16 protein-coding genes are annotated in these 14,128 nt (G+C 35.3%); 9 read left to right on the top strand and 7 right to left on the bottom strand.

Annotated elements, in window-relative coordinates; translation table 11 throughout:
- Positions 1-4 precede the first annotated feature (4 nt).
- Positions 5-922, top strand: coding sequence for a nucleoside hydrolase (locus MJG50_RS04460; protein ID WP_240253109.1), 918 nt, complete (start codon positions 5-7; stop codon positions 920-922).
- 90 nt (positions 923-1,012) lie between these two features.
- Here MJG50_RS04460 and MJG50_RS04455 read toward each other — a convergent pair whose 3' ends face one another.
- The gene (locus MJG50_RS04455; RefSeq protein ID WP_240253107.1) at positions 1,013-1,279 is read right to left on the bottom strand and encodes a hypothetical protein; all 267 of its coding nucleotides are present in this window, start codon (positions 1,277-1,279) and stop codon (positions 1,013-1,015) included.
- Between the two features lie 157 nt (positions 1,280-1,436).
- Here MJG50_RS04455 and MJG50_RS04450 point away from each other — a divergent pair, with 157 nt between their 5' ends.
- Entirely contained in the window at positions 1,437-4,037 is a 2,601-nt protein-coding gene (locus MJG50_RS04450; protein ID WP_240253106.1) for a putative bifunctional diguanylate cyclase/phosphodiesterase, read from the top strand.
- A 104-nt stretch (positions 4,038-4,141) separates the two neighbouring features.
- Here MJG50_RS04450 and MJG50_RS04445 read toward each other — a convergent pair whose 3' ends face one another.
- The 4 genes from MJG50_RS04445 to MJG50_RS04430 form a co-directional block, all read right to left on the bottom strand.
- Positions 4,142-5,569, bottom strand: coding sequence for a hypothetical protein (locus tag MJG50_RS04445; protein WP_240253105.1), 1,428 nt, complete (start codon positions 5,567-5,569; stop codon positions 4,142-4,144).
- A 171-nt stretch (positions 5,570-5,740) separates the two neighbouring features.
- Positions 5,741-7,189 (bottom strand): serine hydrolase domain-containing protein, encoded by a 1,449-nt coding sequence (locus tag MJG50_RS04440; protein ID WP_240253104.1) that lies wholly within the window; start codon positions 7,187-7,189, stop codon positions 5,741-5,743.
- Positions 7,186-7,704, bottom strand: coding sequence for a hypothetical protein (locus tag MJG50_RS04435; RefSeq protein ID WP_240253103.1), 519 nt, complete (start codon positions 7,702-7,704; stop codon positions 7,186-7,188). Before MJG50_RS04435 ends, MJG50_RS04440 begins: the two co-directional genes overlap by 4 nt.
- Positions 7,689-8,042 (bottom strand): PadR family transcriptional regulator, encoded by a 354-nt coding sequence (locus MJG50_RS04430; protein WP_240253101.1) that lies wholly within the window; start codon positions 8,040-8,042, stop codon positions 7,689-7,691. Before MJG50_RS04430 ends, MJG50_RS04435 begins: the two co-directional genes overlap by 16 nt.
- 77 nt (positions 8,043-8,119) lie before the next feature.
- Between MJG50_RS04430 and MJG50_RS04425 the strand changes: the two genes are divergently transcribed.
- The 3 genes from MJG50_RS04425 (at position 8,120) to MJG50_RS04415 (ending at position 9,454) form a co-directional block, all read left to right on the top strand.
- Positions 8,120-8,377, top strand: coding sequence for a hypothetical protein (locus MJG50_RS04425; RefSeq protein WP_240253099.1), 258 nt, complete (start codon positions 8,120-8,122; stop codon positions 8,375-8,377).
- A 237-nt stretch (positions 8,378-8,614) separates the two neighbouring features.
- Positions 8,615-9,085, top strand: coding sequence for a hypothetical protein (locus tag MJG50_RS04420; RefSeq protein WP_240253098.1), 471 nt, complete (start codon positions 8,615-8,617; stop codon positions 9,083-9,085).
- Positions 9,086-9,223: 138 nt separating this feature from the next.
- Complete coding sequence (locus MJG50_RS04415; protein ID WP_240253096.1) at positions 9,224-9,454, top strand: hypothetical protein; 231 nt, start codon at positions 9,224-9,226, stop codon at positions 9,452-9,454.
- A gap of 243 nt (positions 9,455-9,697) precedes the next feature.
- On the opposite strand, the gene pyrH is transcribed toward MJG50_RS04415, so the two are convergent.
- Positions 9,698-10,432 (bottom strand): UMP kinase, encoded by a 735-nt coding sequence (gene pyrH / locus MJG50_RS04410; protein ID WP_240253095.1) that lies wholly within the window; start codon positions 10,430-10,432, stop codon positions 9,698-9,700.
- Between the two features lie 300 nt (positions 10,433-10,732).
- Between pyrH and MJG50_RS04405 the strand changes: the two genes are divergently transcribed.
- Both MJG50_RS04405 and MJG50_RS04400 read left to right on the top strand, forming a co-directional pair.
- Positions 10,733-10,936 carry a hypothetical protein gene (locus MJG50_RS04405; RefSeq protein WP_240253092.1) on the top strand — a complete coding sequence of 68 codons (204 nt, stop codon included), beginning with the start codon at positions 10,733-10,735 and terminating at the stop codon, positions 10,934-10,936.
- 18 nt (positions 10,937-10,954) lie between these two features.
- Positions 10,955-11,800, top strand: coding sequence for a sulfurtransferase (locus MJG50_RS04400; RefSeq protein ID WP_240253090.1), 846 nt, complete (start codon positions 10,955-10,957; stop codon positions 11,798-11,800).
- Between the two features lie 527 nt (positions 11,801-12,327).
- Here MJG50_RS04400 and MJG50_RS04395 read toward each other — a convergent pair.
- Entirely contained in the window at positions 12,328-12,750 is a 423-nt protein-coding gene (locus MJG50_RS04395; protein WP_240253089.1) for a cytochrome C oxidase subunit II, read from the bottom strand.
- Positions 12,751-13,099: 349 nt separating this feature from the next.
- Here MJG50_RS04395 and MJG50_RS04390 point away from each other — a divergent pair, with 349 nt between their 5' ends.
- Entirely contained in the window at positions 13,100-13,552 is a 453-nt protein-coding gene (locus MJG50_RS04390) for a helix-turn-helix domain-containing protein (RefSeq protein ID WP_240253087.1), read from the top strand.
- Between the two features lie 148 nt (positions 13,553-13,700).
- The gene (locus MJG50_RS04385; RefSeq protein ID WP_240253086.1) at positions 13,701-14,120 is read left to right on the top strand and encodes a hypothetical protein; all 420 of its coding nucleotides are present in this window, start codon (positions 13,701-13,703) and stop codon (positions 14,118-14,120) included.
- The last annotated feature ends 8 nt before the right edge of the window (positions 14,121-14,128 follow it).

Raw genomic sequence — 14,128 nt, 5'->3', positions numbered from 1 at the left:
AAGAATGAAGAAGGTTATTTTTGATGTAGATACTGGGATTGATGATGCACTGGCTATGGCATATGCATTGAACTCACCAGAACTGCAAGTACTCGGATTCACAACTTGTTTTGGAAATGTCTCCGTGGAAGAAGCCACTCGTAATACATTAGCAATTTTAGAGCTTATGGAAAAAAGTGTCCCTGTATACGCTGGTGCTGCTAAACCATTAGTACGGGAGCCTCGAGAAGGATATGCAAAAAGAGTTCATGGAGAAGATGGTTTGGGAAATGTTTTAGATTTTAATCCAACTACGAAGGCTGAAGTAATGTCTGCTGCCGACTTTATCATTGAGCAAGTAAAAAAACTCCCACATGAAATTACAATTATTGCGGTGGGGCCACTAACTAATTTAATGCTAGCTATTCAAAAGGAACCGGAAATTAAATCACTTATAAAAGAAGTAGTGATAATGGGTGGCGCAGTGTATGTACCAGGAAACAAAACACCTTATGCAGAGGCGAATATCATTACAGACCCTGAAGCAGCGGAAATTGTTCTTTCATCTGGAATGCCAATCACTCTAGTCGGGCTAGATGTAACTCTTCAAACTTTATTACCGAAGTCTACATTAGGGAAATGGCGCGAAACCAATTCTGTTGTCGCACAATTTTTTGCTAACATGACTGAATTTTATATGGATTTTTATGAGTCTAATTATCCTGGTATTGGTGGCTGTGGACTTCATGATCCCCTTGCTGTAGGTGTAGCAATCGACTCGTCATTCGTAGAAACGAAGACTGTTAATGTGAGGGTAATAACGGAAGGGGAAGAAGTCGGGAAAACCGTGCCTAACCTTGAAGTTGAACCGAAAGTCCAAGTCTGTACAGAAGTGGATGCAGATAGATTTGTCCAACACTTTTTGGAGAGGGTTATAAAGTAGTTGGTAAGATAAATAAGTATTAATGAACCATGCTCGCACCAAGTTATTTCACAATTGGGGTTGGGCTTGGTTTTTTATTTAAACCGTAGCTTACGAATTCAATAAAACATTACTACAATATTCAGATGAAGAAATCGCAAAAAAACTTATTAAGAAAGGAATGGATATAGATGCTACTCTTTGTGCCTTTTTAAAGGCATGCCTTATTTCTTTAATAGTATTTGGATCTGTATATGAAATTTTCGCACTCTCATCAGTTTCAGAAAATGCCTCTATTTTATAGACAATGACTTTATCGATTTGCGAACATCCTACAATAGGTAGCAGTGCAAACAAAAAAATTAACAATCTTTTCAAAAAAACACCTCCCATAAAATATGACGAAATTCATTTAAGTAGGTTACAATCAAATAGTAGTAATATCGCTAGGAATCTACTATGTCTACAATGATAACCTATGATATTATTAAAGCATTATGGTAAATACATTTTTTGTATAAAATAGGAGATAATAATGTTAAGACATTATAGAGTCAATAAGCGATTAAATAGTGAAACTATCTTATTTTTAGTACTTATGGGATTGGTTATCCTCTTTTCTAGAATACATTTAACCTTAGACTTTGGAATTATATTTACCTTTGTAAGCATTTTTATGTTCGTAATTCTTAGACTTTATGGGATACGAGCTGCTGTACTATCGGGACTAGTTGGAATGTTATTGGTTCCATTCGATTATATTAATCTTTCCTATCGATTTATCGGAATAATTGAAATAATTGCTATAGGTTGCTTTTTTAGGAATGGTAGAAGGGCAAAAATGTTCTTTGTTGACTTGTATTTTTGGTTAACGATTGGCATATTAATGCTCTTTTTTATAAGTAGTATGTACTTATCCGGTCCAGCACAATATTTTAATGTAATAAAAAATATTGTAAATGGATTATTTAATGTTGTCATTGCAGATATGCTATTAGCCTATTTTCCATTTTATCGATTTATTAAAAACAATAGAATTAATAAAAATAGCGTATCCATTCATCAGTTATTATTCCATATTACGGTTCTGTCGTTCCTTATTCCTTTTTTTATCAATATTTTTTCCAATACGTGGAATACAAGTGGGATGATGAGGAAGGATTTGGAACTGCAAGCGGACTATGGTGTTAGCCGTTTGGAGAATGAGCTTAATCTCTGGAATAAAGCGGACGTTCATAATCTATTGTTGAATAACCCTACTCAAATGGAACGATTACATTCAATGATTAAAAGAAATAAACCGCAAGATTTTGAGATTATCATTCAAAGCATGGCTGACGATGTGCTCGCTTCAACATCTAGTAAGGTTTCTGCAAAGCAGTTAACTAATTGGCAAAAAACATATGATATAAAAAATATATCCAATTATATTTTTCAGGCAATTCCTGTTGCGAAGAAGGACGTGCGGCCCATCCAGAGCTGGGCTGAAGGGAAATATATATACATCAAAAATATAGAATCCTCATCTTTAAAAGTGATGCTTGTAATGCCTATATCTCACTATCAAAACCAATTATTCGTTAATTCTATTAGGCAATTAAAATATTTACTGTTTTTTGCTAGTTTTACTATTATTCTTGTAATGATTGTAAGTCGGGTGCTAACTAAAAACCTGAAGCAATTAACAATTGTAACAACAGGGTTGCCGCAAAAACTAATAAGTCTTGAAGCGATTGAGTGGCCTCAAAGTACAATTTCCGAACTAAGAATGCTGACAAGAAACTTGCGGAAAATGGCAAATACGCTAAAAGAGTTATTTAAAGAAAGTATTGAGATGAAGAATCAGTTACATAGATTAGCATACTATGATGTTTTAACATCATTACCGAATCGCTTGTATTTTCAAAATTATGTTAAAGAGTTAATTTTAAATAAACCAAAGGAATTTATTGCAATTATTTTTATAGATTTAAATCAATTTAAACAGATTAATGATACGTTAGGTCATGATGTCGGTGATCGTCTACTAAAGCTAACTAGTAAAAGGTTAGGCGTTTTACAAAATAATGATAGAGAAGTATTTCGTCTCGGCGGAGATGAATTTGTTATCGTACATAGTGTTGACGATAAGGAAGAAGTTTGTGAAACTATTGAGTCAATCCTTAAGGAGTTTTCAACCTTCTTTCAGATACAGGGACAAATGCTATACATTACTGCAAGTATTGGTGTTAGTATATTTCCTGAAGATGGAGGCGATTTGGATACATTGGTAAGGTATGCAGATATTGCCATGTACATCTCTAAGGAAAAAGGGGGGAATGTTGCCCAGTTTTTCGATGATTCGATGAGATATAAGTTCCAGGATAACTTATTGATTGAAAATGCATTACGATTAGTCGTTGAAAATGGCTGTGGATTTGAACAATATTACCAACCAAAAACTCAATTTGGAGAGGTAACGAGTATGGAAGCGTTAATTCGTTGGCATCACCCAGATTTAGGGCATGTGTCTCCTTCTGCATTTATTCCAATTGCAGAGGATATTGGACTGATCCTTCAAATTGATGAGTGGTCACTTAACCAAGCGTGTAGGCAAAATAAAAAGTGGCAGGATGAAGGTATTATAGAAGTTCCCATCTCGGTAAATATTTCAGCAAAGCATTTCCAACAGGATTATTTAATTCCAATGATTGAGAGTGCATTGCTTGAATCAGGAATGGAAGCGAAGTATTTAAAGCTTGAGATTACTGAGAGTGTGTTCATTAAAGATCCAAACCGTGTAGCGGAAGTGATACGTCAAATTAAAAGCTTGGGAGTGCTTATTTCAATCGATGATTTTGGAAAGGGATATTCATCTCTATCACAATTACTCCTTCTGCCGATTGATGAAATTAAGATTGATCGACAGTTTATTCAGGATATTGATCAAAATGATAAAAAGGCCTTACTTGTTAAATCGATATTTGATATTGCAAATGGACTCAAGATCAATGTCGTTTCAGAAGGTGTAGAAACTGAAAATGAAAGAGCGTTATTGGTCGGAATTGGAAAAGGTGAAATCCAAGGTTATTTGTATAGTCGACCTTTAAGTAAAGAAGGAATGGAAGAGTTCTTATGTGTTCAAACAGGAGTTTGAAAAAAAGGAAAGCGTAACGTGCAAGCTTAGCTAGTTTCCGGAAGGCGTCTTCGTGAAATTCTATGTATCCACCTTCAAAATGTATTTGAAGGTGGAATGAATTTTTAAAAAATCCATAAGCCTATTATTGTAGAAAGAACTAACCCGATCATAACGGGGAAGAAGCTTTTTCGAACAAGTTCCATGACAGGAACTTTGGCAAAGCCAGCAACTGCAACAAGGGATGACCAGGCAATTAAAGTTCCCCCGCCGATCCAGACAGATCCCATTTGGCCGATTGCTGCTAATGTTTCTACATCAACCCCTACACTTTCCCCTAATGCGCCAGATAGAGATCCGACTAATGGTAAACCTGAAAATCCAGAGCCGTCCAGGCCTGTTATCATCCCAATTATCAGAATGCCAAAACCAGCTATAAATGCACTCTCTGGGATGAACTGTTGTCCAGAAACAACTAAATCAAATAAAAATGATGGAGAATTATCTACAGGTGTTCCTAATATTCTAGATGATAATTCCCCACTCCCAATAAAGAAGAATCCTGCAATAGGAATTACTGGTCCCATCGCTTTAAACGCGAACAAGAAGCCTTTTACAAGATTGTCACTAACATTACTTAATGAAGAACGCATATTTTTGAACATGGCAGCTGCAATTAGAAGGATAGCAGAAGCGCCGCCTATTAATGCAGCTCCAGTACCTCCTTCAATTGCGGGAATAATATCTGTAAATTTACCGAGGAACATATAGACAATGATTATTAAAAAAGTTACCGGTACGAGGATTGCGAATAGTAAGCTATATTTGCTTTTTTGTTGGGGATCTCCACCTGAATCGTCCTGCTGATCTTCACTTTGATCAATTTTTTCCCAAGCAGTAAGATGACTATTTGAAGGTTTTAAAATATGTTTTCGCAAAAATACATATGCAAGGACAATAGCAGTGATACCAGTTATGAGGGATAGAACGAATGCCCGGTCGGCTAGAATGCTAACGTCAGCTGCAGCAGCTGTTGCAGTTAAAGTAGGTGCAATTTGGATGACATAATCTGAGGACAATGCCATTCCCTGGCCAGCAAGTGAAATTGCGATTGCAGACCCAATTGGTGGAAGCCCGGCACGTACTGCTACAGGAATAAGCAATGCTCCAACTAATGGAACAGCGGGTGTTGGCCAAAAGAATAACGAGATCACATATGTTACTAAGATTATTATCCAATATGAAATATGTCCATTTTTCATAACTCGTTGAAAGGGTGTAATCATCTGTTCATCTGTACCGAGTGATTTCAAGGAATGTAATAATGCAGTCATGATTGCGATAATAAGGAAGATGTTGAATAGCTCGCCTGCAGCAACTAAACTTGCATTAAAGATGGTCTGTAATCCCACAGTAAATGAACCAGTAAAGATCCAACCTACTAAAAATGTAACGATAATCGAAGGAACAACAATATTTTGCCGAAATAGCATAGTTAAGATGATCAAACATGTTCCGATTAAATACATCCAATGTGCTGCTGTTAATTCCATCTATCTAAAACTCCCTTCCTTTTTGAATTAGAAAGTATTATTTTATTTGAAATAAGATATGCGTGAATATAGGCATTGGTGAAGGAACGGAAATCAAAGGAAAGGGTGGATGAAGTCGTGAGGGAATTATATAAAGAAGCCTTTACCAACCTCGTAAAGGCTTCTAAAGCATTAAGTTAACTGATTCCCCTTTTTTATGGACTTATAAATAACAAGCAAACCATTTAATGCTAGTAGTATGACAATTAAGATAGTCATTAAAGCAATATCAGGTGCAAAGACTTTAATCGAATTCCATGGGCTTCCTGTTGCCTTGATTAGTATAGGTATGATGAAGACCGAAAGAATGAATAGTATAACTCCCGTGACAATTCTTAATGCTTTATTACGTGAACGATGAATTCTTAATCTGGCAATTTGAACAATAACAATACTTACAAGTAGGAGTACGAACCCTAAAATAATGAGCTGAAAAATAGGAGTACCCCTTGTTATCTTACTAGGTACTTCATTCTTAACAATGTTGATAATGCCATTTCTAAGTTGTAATAATGCATTTTCTTCTAGAATATGATTTTTATTGGTTAAGATGACTCCACCCCATTTCGATTCTGGGAATAAGAATATTTCTGAGCGTGAGTCGGGTGTTGAGCCTGAATGCCAAATCATCTCCTCTTGATCATCAGATGTGGTGATTCTCCACCCATAGCCGTAGTATCGATCTTTTGTCGTTTTTAAGAGAGGTGCGAAATACTGATTCAGCCCATCCTTTTGCTCCTGTTGAAAAAGAAAACTAATAAAACTGGCCATATCCTTAGCACTTGCAGCAATGTATCCATACGGAGAACCACCATTATCATAGGAAATTAAACTTTTTACAGGAATTCCAAACCACGATTGATAACCTCCCAAATACCCTTTTGCATAAGCTGTTTCATTATCAGCAGCGGTGTGCTCCATTCCAATAGGGGTAAATATATTCTCTTCCATAAATTGCGAATAAAGTTGTTGTGTTATTTCTTCAATAACTGCACCTAGAATAAGGTAATTTGCATCACTGTATTGATATTTTTCACCTGGGGTAGCGGTAGGTTCGACTGTAGATAAACTTTTAGCACTTTCTTTTATTGCAGTCAGCTCATTAGAACCTTTATCTGCTATGGATAATCCTGCATATGTACTTATTCCACTTGTATGAGTAAGTAATTGCTTAATTGTTATTTGAGTTGCAGCTTCATGGTTCTTGAGTGAGAACCATGGTATATATGATTGAACAGGTTCATCTAGTGCAATCCTTCCTTCTTCTATTAAAGAAAAGATGGCAAATCCAGTTAACGATTTACTAATTGAGCCCAAAAGAAAGGGAGTTTCGATTGATACCTTATTCTCGGTTTCCCCAGTAACTCCCCAATTCTTAGTATAGATAACTTTATTATCTTTAATAATTGCTATGGAAGCACCTGGTACTTTTTGCTCCTCTAAAAAAGACTCAATATATTGATCCAATGCATTTTTTATACTGACCTCTGCTGAAGTGCGGCAGGTTGGCAGAACAAAAAATATTAAGCAAAACAAAAGAGAAAAAGTTATAAATTTACCTGATGTAGCTACAACTTTCATACACTCAGTTTTCCTTTTGTTTTTCGAATAAAGAACAGTAGCAACGTAGTAATCAGTATTGAAGATGAGGTGCTTATTATCAGTAAAAGTGCATTCCACCAAGGATTATCTGAAATTCGAAATAAGATATTATACTCAAATACCGCATTACTGTAATTCGGATTAAAGGATTGAGTTAGGAACATTGTAAAAAGTAATTGAAGGATGAGGAAAGTTAGGGTAAAGACCCCTAAGCCAATTGTTAATAAGGTTCCTCTCCTGACTTTTGTTGTTCGTAATTGTATAATCTCGGAATGAAGATCGACTTCATTAACCTCTAAAAAATCTCGAACAAATGTAGGTGCATCACCTAAATCTATTAAACTATCTTCACCATGTTCACGGGCTTCTTGAATATGTTCGATTATTTGATCTTGAATATTCTCCCTTTTCTTTTTGCTGATTTGAAGGTTCTTTAACTCATCGAGTACAGCTTTGAGAAATCGCTTTTCAGCAATACTTAATTCGACTCCCATCTCATTCTTTCTCCTTTGACATTATTTTTAAGCAGGGATTTAATATCATTTTGTATTTCCAACCATTCATTAATTTTCTTTTGGAGTATGATTTCACCCTGTTTGTTAATCTCGTAATAGACTCTAAACTTTCCGCTTTCAGTTAACTCACGATATGTATTTACCCATTCATTATCTTTCAGTTTGGTTAAAATGGGATAGATACTGCCTACTCCTTTCAGTTTTAAATTATATTTCTCTAATTCTTTCATAATTTCATAGCCATAACTTTTACCATTTGACAAAATACCTAACACACACATTTCTAAATGACCTTTAATTAAACTTGTTTTATCCATAATTTGAATTTATCAGAAGTATATACTTCATTCAAGTATATAATTACAAAATATTAAAATAATTGGAGGAATATAAAATGAAGGATCAACAATTTTTATCTTTAATAAAGCAAATTAATGAACCGTTCTCAGGTTGGGATTTCAAATATGTAACTGACACTGAAAGGATCAAGAGTGTGCTACTTTCTTGGTCATATGCAATCCCATGGCAGGTACCGGGTTTTGAACCTAAAAAATTCATAGATTCTTTATATTTAATCCATAAGATAATTGAAGAAAAGGGATTTTTTGATGTGAAGCAACACCGATTTATAATACAAACAAAAGCAGGATAATGAGTGGAGGCTTCGATTCATTTTTTGTGGTAGAAAATAGTTAATGGCCGTATTTTTGAAATAATAGCCGTAAATCCGAAATAATGACCGTAAAAAAATTTTATTGACCGTATTTCAAAAATAACGGCCGTATTCCCCGCAGCACCTGCATTATAGTTGTCAAAATAGCTATTTTTCATAGTTTTGAAACCTTTCAAACAAATCTTTCGACAACTTAAATAGGGGGGGAAGAAAAAATTGAAACAAAAACCATTATTTTTAATGATCGTACTGCTTATTTCGCTTGTGTTAACAGGCTGCTCAGTGAATAATGCAAGTGAGGAAAACGAAGATGATTTTCCACCTAAGATGAATGGGGTAATCATTGTGAACGAAACAGATTTTGAAATGACACGTGGCGGATTTCATTGGGAAAGGAAAAAAGGACTAACAACCGAGGTAGTTACGACGGATGCAGCTTCTCCGCTTCAAATTGCAGAAAGCTATAAGGCAATTCAAGTTAAAGGTAATGAAACAATTACGATAAAAATCGATGAGGATCCCCAAATAACTCTTCGTAAGTGGGAAGAGAATGAAACATACGAGGAAGTTTCACTTGAGAAAAGTTCTTTCACGGTACCTACTGATAAGGGGCGTTATGTATATGAAGCTTTAGCAAATTGGAAGAACGGTGAGATATCTTACACTTTTGTTATTGAAAAGGAATAAGGGGACAGTAATGATCCGTTCTTAGCTAATTAGCAACCTCATAAATAAAAGGAATTCCTTTTGATTCGGCAGCGCCATGATTTACCGAAAGTGTGGAATGTTTTTATATAAACGTATTATCACAAAAAGGGTGATACTGTGAATAAAAAATTGGGTGCTAGTCTATTTATTTTCTTCTGTTTTTTAATATGGCTTTATTTTGCAATATATAAATCTTCAATAAATCACTGGTGGACTGTCAATGAAATAAAACAGACAACAGAAGATACAGTTGAAATAGGTGTTTCATTTGTAAAAGTAATAGTTGGTGCGTTGGCATTTACATTAAGTGGTTTTATAATCTGTTTTTTTATTACAAGGAAAAAATAACTCTTACTATATGAAACCAGCAGATTCATACAAGATTATTTCAGTCTAATTGGTCTATTTGTTTATCTTATTGAGGTAGACTTCATTGAATAATATTAAAACTGTTAGTGTCGGAAACGTGACATTTGTAGTAAATAGAGGATAGGAGTCGCAGTATCGATTCTGCTACCCTATCCTTTCATATTGAATTTTAGGTAGAGCAATTTTCAACGTCATCCTCTTATCCAATTGAAATCTCTAACACTAGATTACCTTCGTTGCCCCATGATTAATAAGTGTTCCAATTTGCTCACCTAGACAGATTCTCTTCATAACTCCTGCTTCATTAAAATTAAAAATATGAACTGGAAGATTGTAATCTCGTGCGAGAAGAAGTGCAGATTGGTCCATCACTTTAATATTATTTGAAACAATGTCATTATAGTTGAGATGGCTATACATTTTTGCAGAATGATTATGTTTTGGGTCACTAGTAAAAACCCCGTCTACTCCTTGCTTCGCAACTAATATCGCATCACTATTTGTTTCAATGGCCCGTTGAACACTTGGATAATCCGTAGTTACGAAAGGCTGCCCATTTCCACCACCAAAAATGACAATATACCCTTTGTCTAAATGATGAACCGCCCGTAATCGAATATACGGTTCTGCAACAGCGGAAACGGGAATGGAGGACATAACACGTACTTCTTTTTCTGTTTTACTTTTTAAAACGCCCCTAAGCATTAGGCTATTGATAATCGTTCCAAGCGTACCGATATTATCAGCTTCCACCCGGTCAATCCCCCATGTATCTGCTAAATTTCCTCTGAAGATATTTCCACCACCTACAACGATTGAAACTTCAATTCCAGCATCGACAATAGAGAGTATTTCATTAGCGATATGATTTAAATTATATGTACCAAAACTATTGCCATTTTGATCTGCAAGAGCACCGCCGCTAAGCTTAATTAAAATGCGTTTATACTGATTCATATGAACTCCTCCTTTTGAAATCATAAAAAAAGAACTAAAGATAAAATAACCTTTAGTTCAATAGAAAATGAGGAGAAATGGTGATTGATAACTAGTAAGCTTTACACGTACGTATGTAATCATTGACATTCCTCCTCACTGATTGATTTATTTGAATATTCTTAAGTATTTTATATAATATTAAGCAGAAGGTCAAGAGTAGAAATGTGAAACTATACATACAGATCACTCGTAAAATGAAACAAAGGGGAAGGAGTCTATCCTTCGTCTAGACGATATTAAATAGAAGGAGTTGTTCTGATGAAATTTGGAATGAGAAAGCCAAGTTTGAGGAGAAGAATATCCGCTAGAACTAGCATAAAAAGACAGATTGTCCATCGAGCCGGTTTGAAAATGCCAAGAGGGTATGGGTGGCTTAGGAACCCAAAAAGATATGTGTATAATAAAGTGTATCAGCGTGTAACCTTTGATATTTTTAAGATAATTAAGAAGTTGTTTAAATAATGACAGGAGGCGGACTAGGTGAGTTTTGTGGTTAACAAAGAATGGCTTTTTGAACAATTAAATAATGAACAGGTAAGGATTGTGGATTGCCGCTTTGAGTTGGGAAATCCAGATTTAGGGAAGAACTTCTATCAAGATGGTCATATAACAGGTGCCATCTATTTTGATTTAGAACAACAGTTATCCGGGCCTGTTGAAAAGCACGGAGGAAGACATCCGCTTCCGGATATAGAACAATTTAAACTTGAAATTGAGAAAGCCGGAATCGACAATACGAAAACAGTTGTTGCATATGACGAAGGAGAGGGGCAGTATGCTTCCCGTTTTTGGTGGTTACTTACTTATTTAGGTCATGAAAAGGTATATGTGTTGAATGAAGGGATTAAAGGATGGGTCGAAGCAGGTTATCCAACGACGAAGGAAGTTCCTGATTTTGAAACATCTCAATTTGAAATTAATATCCGAAGAGATATGCTCGCTACTTACGAGGAAGTAAAAGAAGTTGTTGATCATAAGAAAAAATCACCTATCTTAATCGATTCAAGGGATGAAAGACGCTATCATGGGGAAATTGAACCGATTGATCGAATAGCAGGGCATATCCCTGGTGCCATTAATAAATGTTGGGTAGAAGGATTGGAAAAGGGTTCATTTAAAAATAGTGAAGAACAGAAGAAGAGATTTGCAGAACTGGACAAGGAGGCGCCTATCATCGTCTACTGTGGATCAGGTGTAACAGCCACTCCAAATTACATCGCTCTAAAAATGGCAGGCTATCAAAATGTAAAGCTATACGCTGGAAGCTATAGTGACTGGGTCTCATATGATGATAATCCAGTGGTTAAAGGCAAGGAATCTAAATAACGGTTCAAACAGGATACAATGGGGTTAACTATACTAGAAATAGATAACATGAATTTCAATTAGTATTTTATAATAGTAGCGGCTGGACAGGATATTATTAATGATAATATTGTCCAGCTCACTTCTCCGAATAATGACTAGAACATTTTCCTGGGGCCTACTCTTATCGGTTGGGGAATCAGGTTAAGCATCCGATCAGATAAATAGCGGAAAAAAGTTCCTCTAATTAATAAATATAATAAAATATGGTTTAAATAGCCGGAGAAACTCCGCCTATTGACCCGAAAAACATGAAAATTGGGGATTTTTCTTCAAATAAGGGGAAAATCTTCCCTTATTTACCCCGAATCGGGTCCTATTCTACATATAACCGGAAAAACTCCGCTTATTTTACAAGTACACAATTCTTATTGAAAAAGGAAGCGAGATGACGGATCTCTGGTGACCATTTTGGTGAACACACCTGGGTAGTTAACTAAAATATTAAAAACGCAAGGTTCAAAAAACCTTGCGCATTCTTATGGTCATTAGTCTACTACTTTTAAAGAAATTTTCATAGCTTCATGGTCTTCAGTGGCACCACATATAGTAGAACAAATTAATTCGAATTCCCCAGTTGTATCTGCTTTAAATTCAGCAGGTGTATCAACTTTTAGGTCAATTCCTAATTCTTCATTACTAATTGTATGAACGCCCTCTTCATTAACTAAATTAAGTTTTACATTTGTTCCCTTTTTCACAACTAATTCTTTATCAGAAGTGAAGTCCCAGTTCGTTGCATTGATCGTAAACTCTTCAACATCTGAACTAGTATTCGTGGTAGTATCTGCTTCAGTAGATGTTTCAGCGGGTTGCTCCTTTTGGGTAGTTTTTTCCTCATCTGTCCCTCCACAAGCTGCTAAAACAATTGCAAGTGCACTCATTAATAAAAACAGTCTAAGAACTTTCATGATATATAATCTCCTTTATATTTAATTTAACTAAACAGGTGTTGAGTCTTTCACATGTATCTGTAGTGCCCCTCTGTTTAGTTACTTTTATCTTAAGACTCCCATTCTTTATTTTCCTTGACATAGGTCAATTTTCAAAAAAGTACGTGAAAATTATGAATGGGGAAAGTTAATGAAGTAATTAGAAATTCTGTTCAAAATGATTTCTATTGTAGTCAAAAATGTGATTAAAATAGGTCCTCTTGAGATGTAAACCTCAGCGTGCGGACCTTGCAACCATTGCTCTCTTTACTTTTTGAATAAGTTTTAACAATAATAAATTATAAACAGAAGAAAGGTGACTGCTAAGATGGATTTTGCTGAGAAATTAAAAAAGGAGAGAAAACAAAAAGGTTGGTCCCAAGAAGAATTAGCTGAAAAGCTATTTGTTAGCCGACAGTCTGTTTCAAAGTGGGAGAATGGACAAAATTATCCAAGCATTGAAATCATTATTAAGCTAAGTGATCTTTTTGGTGTTACCATTGATGAATTGTTAAGGACAGATGAGGAGTTGAAGGAAAAAGTGATTAGAGATAGTAAACAATTAGCATATCCGAGACTAAAAGCATTATTTGATAATGTATTTTTAATTGGTGTTGTACTTTTGATTATAAAAATAGGAATTCTCCTTTTAAATAAGTTTACTGCGTTAGACATTGGCTTATATGGTGGATCATTTTTTTGGAACTTTGGACCATTGATATTAATGGTCGGTGCAGGTATCGGTTCCGGAATAGTTAAAGAGAAGTATAAAGAGGATTAAATAATGGAGTCTTCGATGGTATTCGAAGGCTCTGTTTTTATTTGAAATAAGACCACAAGAACCGTCCCCATGGTTCCAAATAAGTGGAAAGTACCATGAAACTGATTCTGGAAATTGTTATAATTTGCCTAAGAAGAGGTGAAGCCCCATGAAAGTATATGTTTCGGTAAAGCAGGCGGGAAAACGGAGAGCATTTCTTACAAAAGAAGAGCTGGAACTAAAAAATCAGCCAACAAGCTTAAGAGCCTTAATCACAGAGGTTATTTCCATGAAAGTAGAGGAATACAATGATAAAGCATTGGATTCTCCTCTTGTCCAATATCTTTCCTTTGATGAAATAGAAACTGAGATACAAACGGGAAAGGTCGGCTTTGGATATCGGACAAATGAACAGAAGGCTGATGTTGAAAAAGCCATTGAAACAGCTATTTTGGCTTATACTGATGGCTTATACAGGGTGTTTGTTGAAGATAAAGAAATTGAAAAGCTTGATGAACCTCTTACGATTCAAGAGGGGGATATTTTGACTTTCATTAGATTTACCATGCTTTCAGGACGAATGTGGTGAGGGGTGGC

Source organism: Fredinandcohnia quinoae (genome assembly GCF_022427965.1).
Classification (GTDB): Bacteria; Bacillota; Bacilli; order Bacillales; family Bacillaceae_L; genus Ferdinandcohnia; species Ferdinandcohnia quinoae.
The sequence above is the reverse complement of the archived record's forward strand: the minus strand, read 5'-3'. Positions and strand labels throughout refer to the sequence as shown.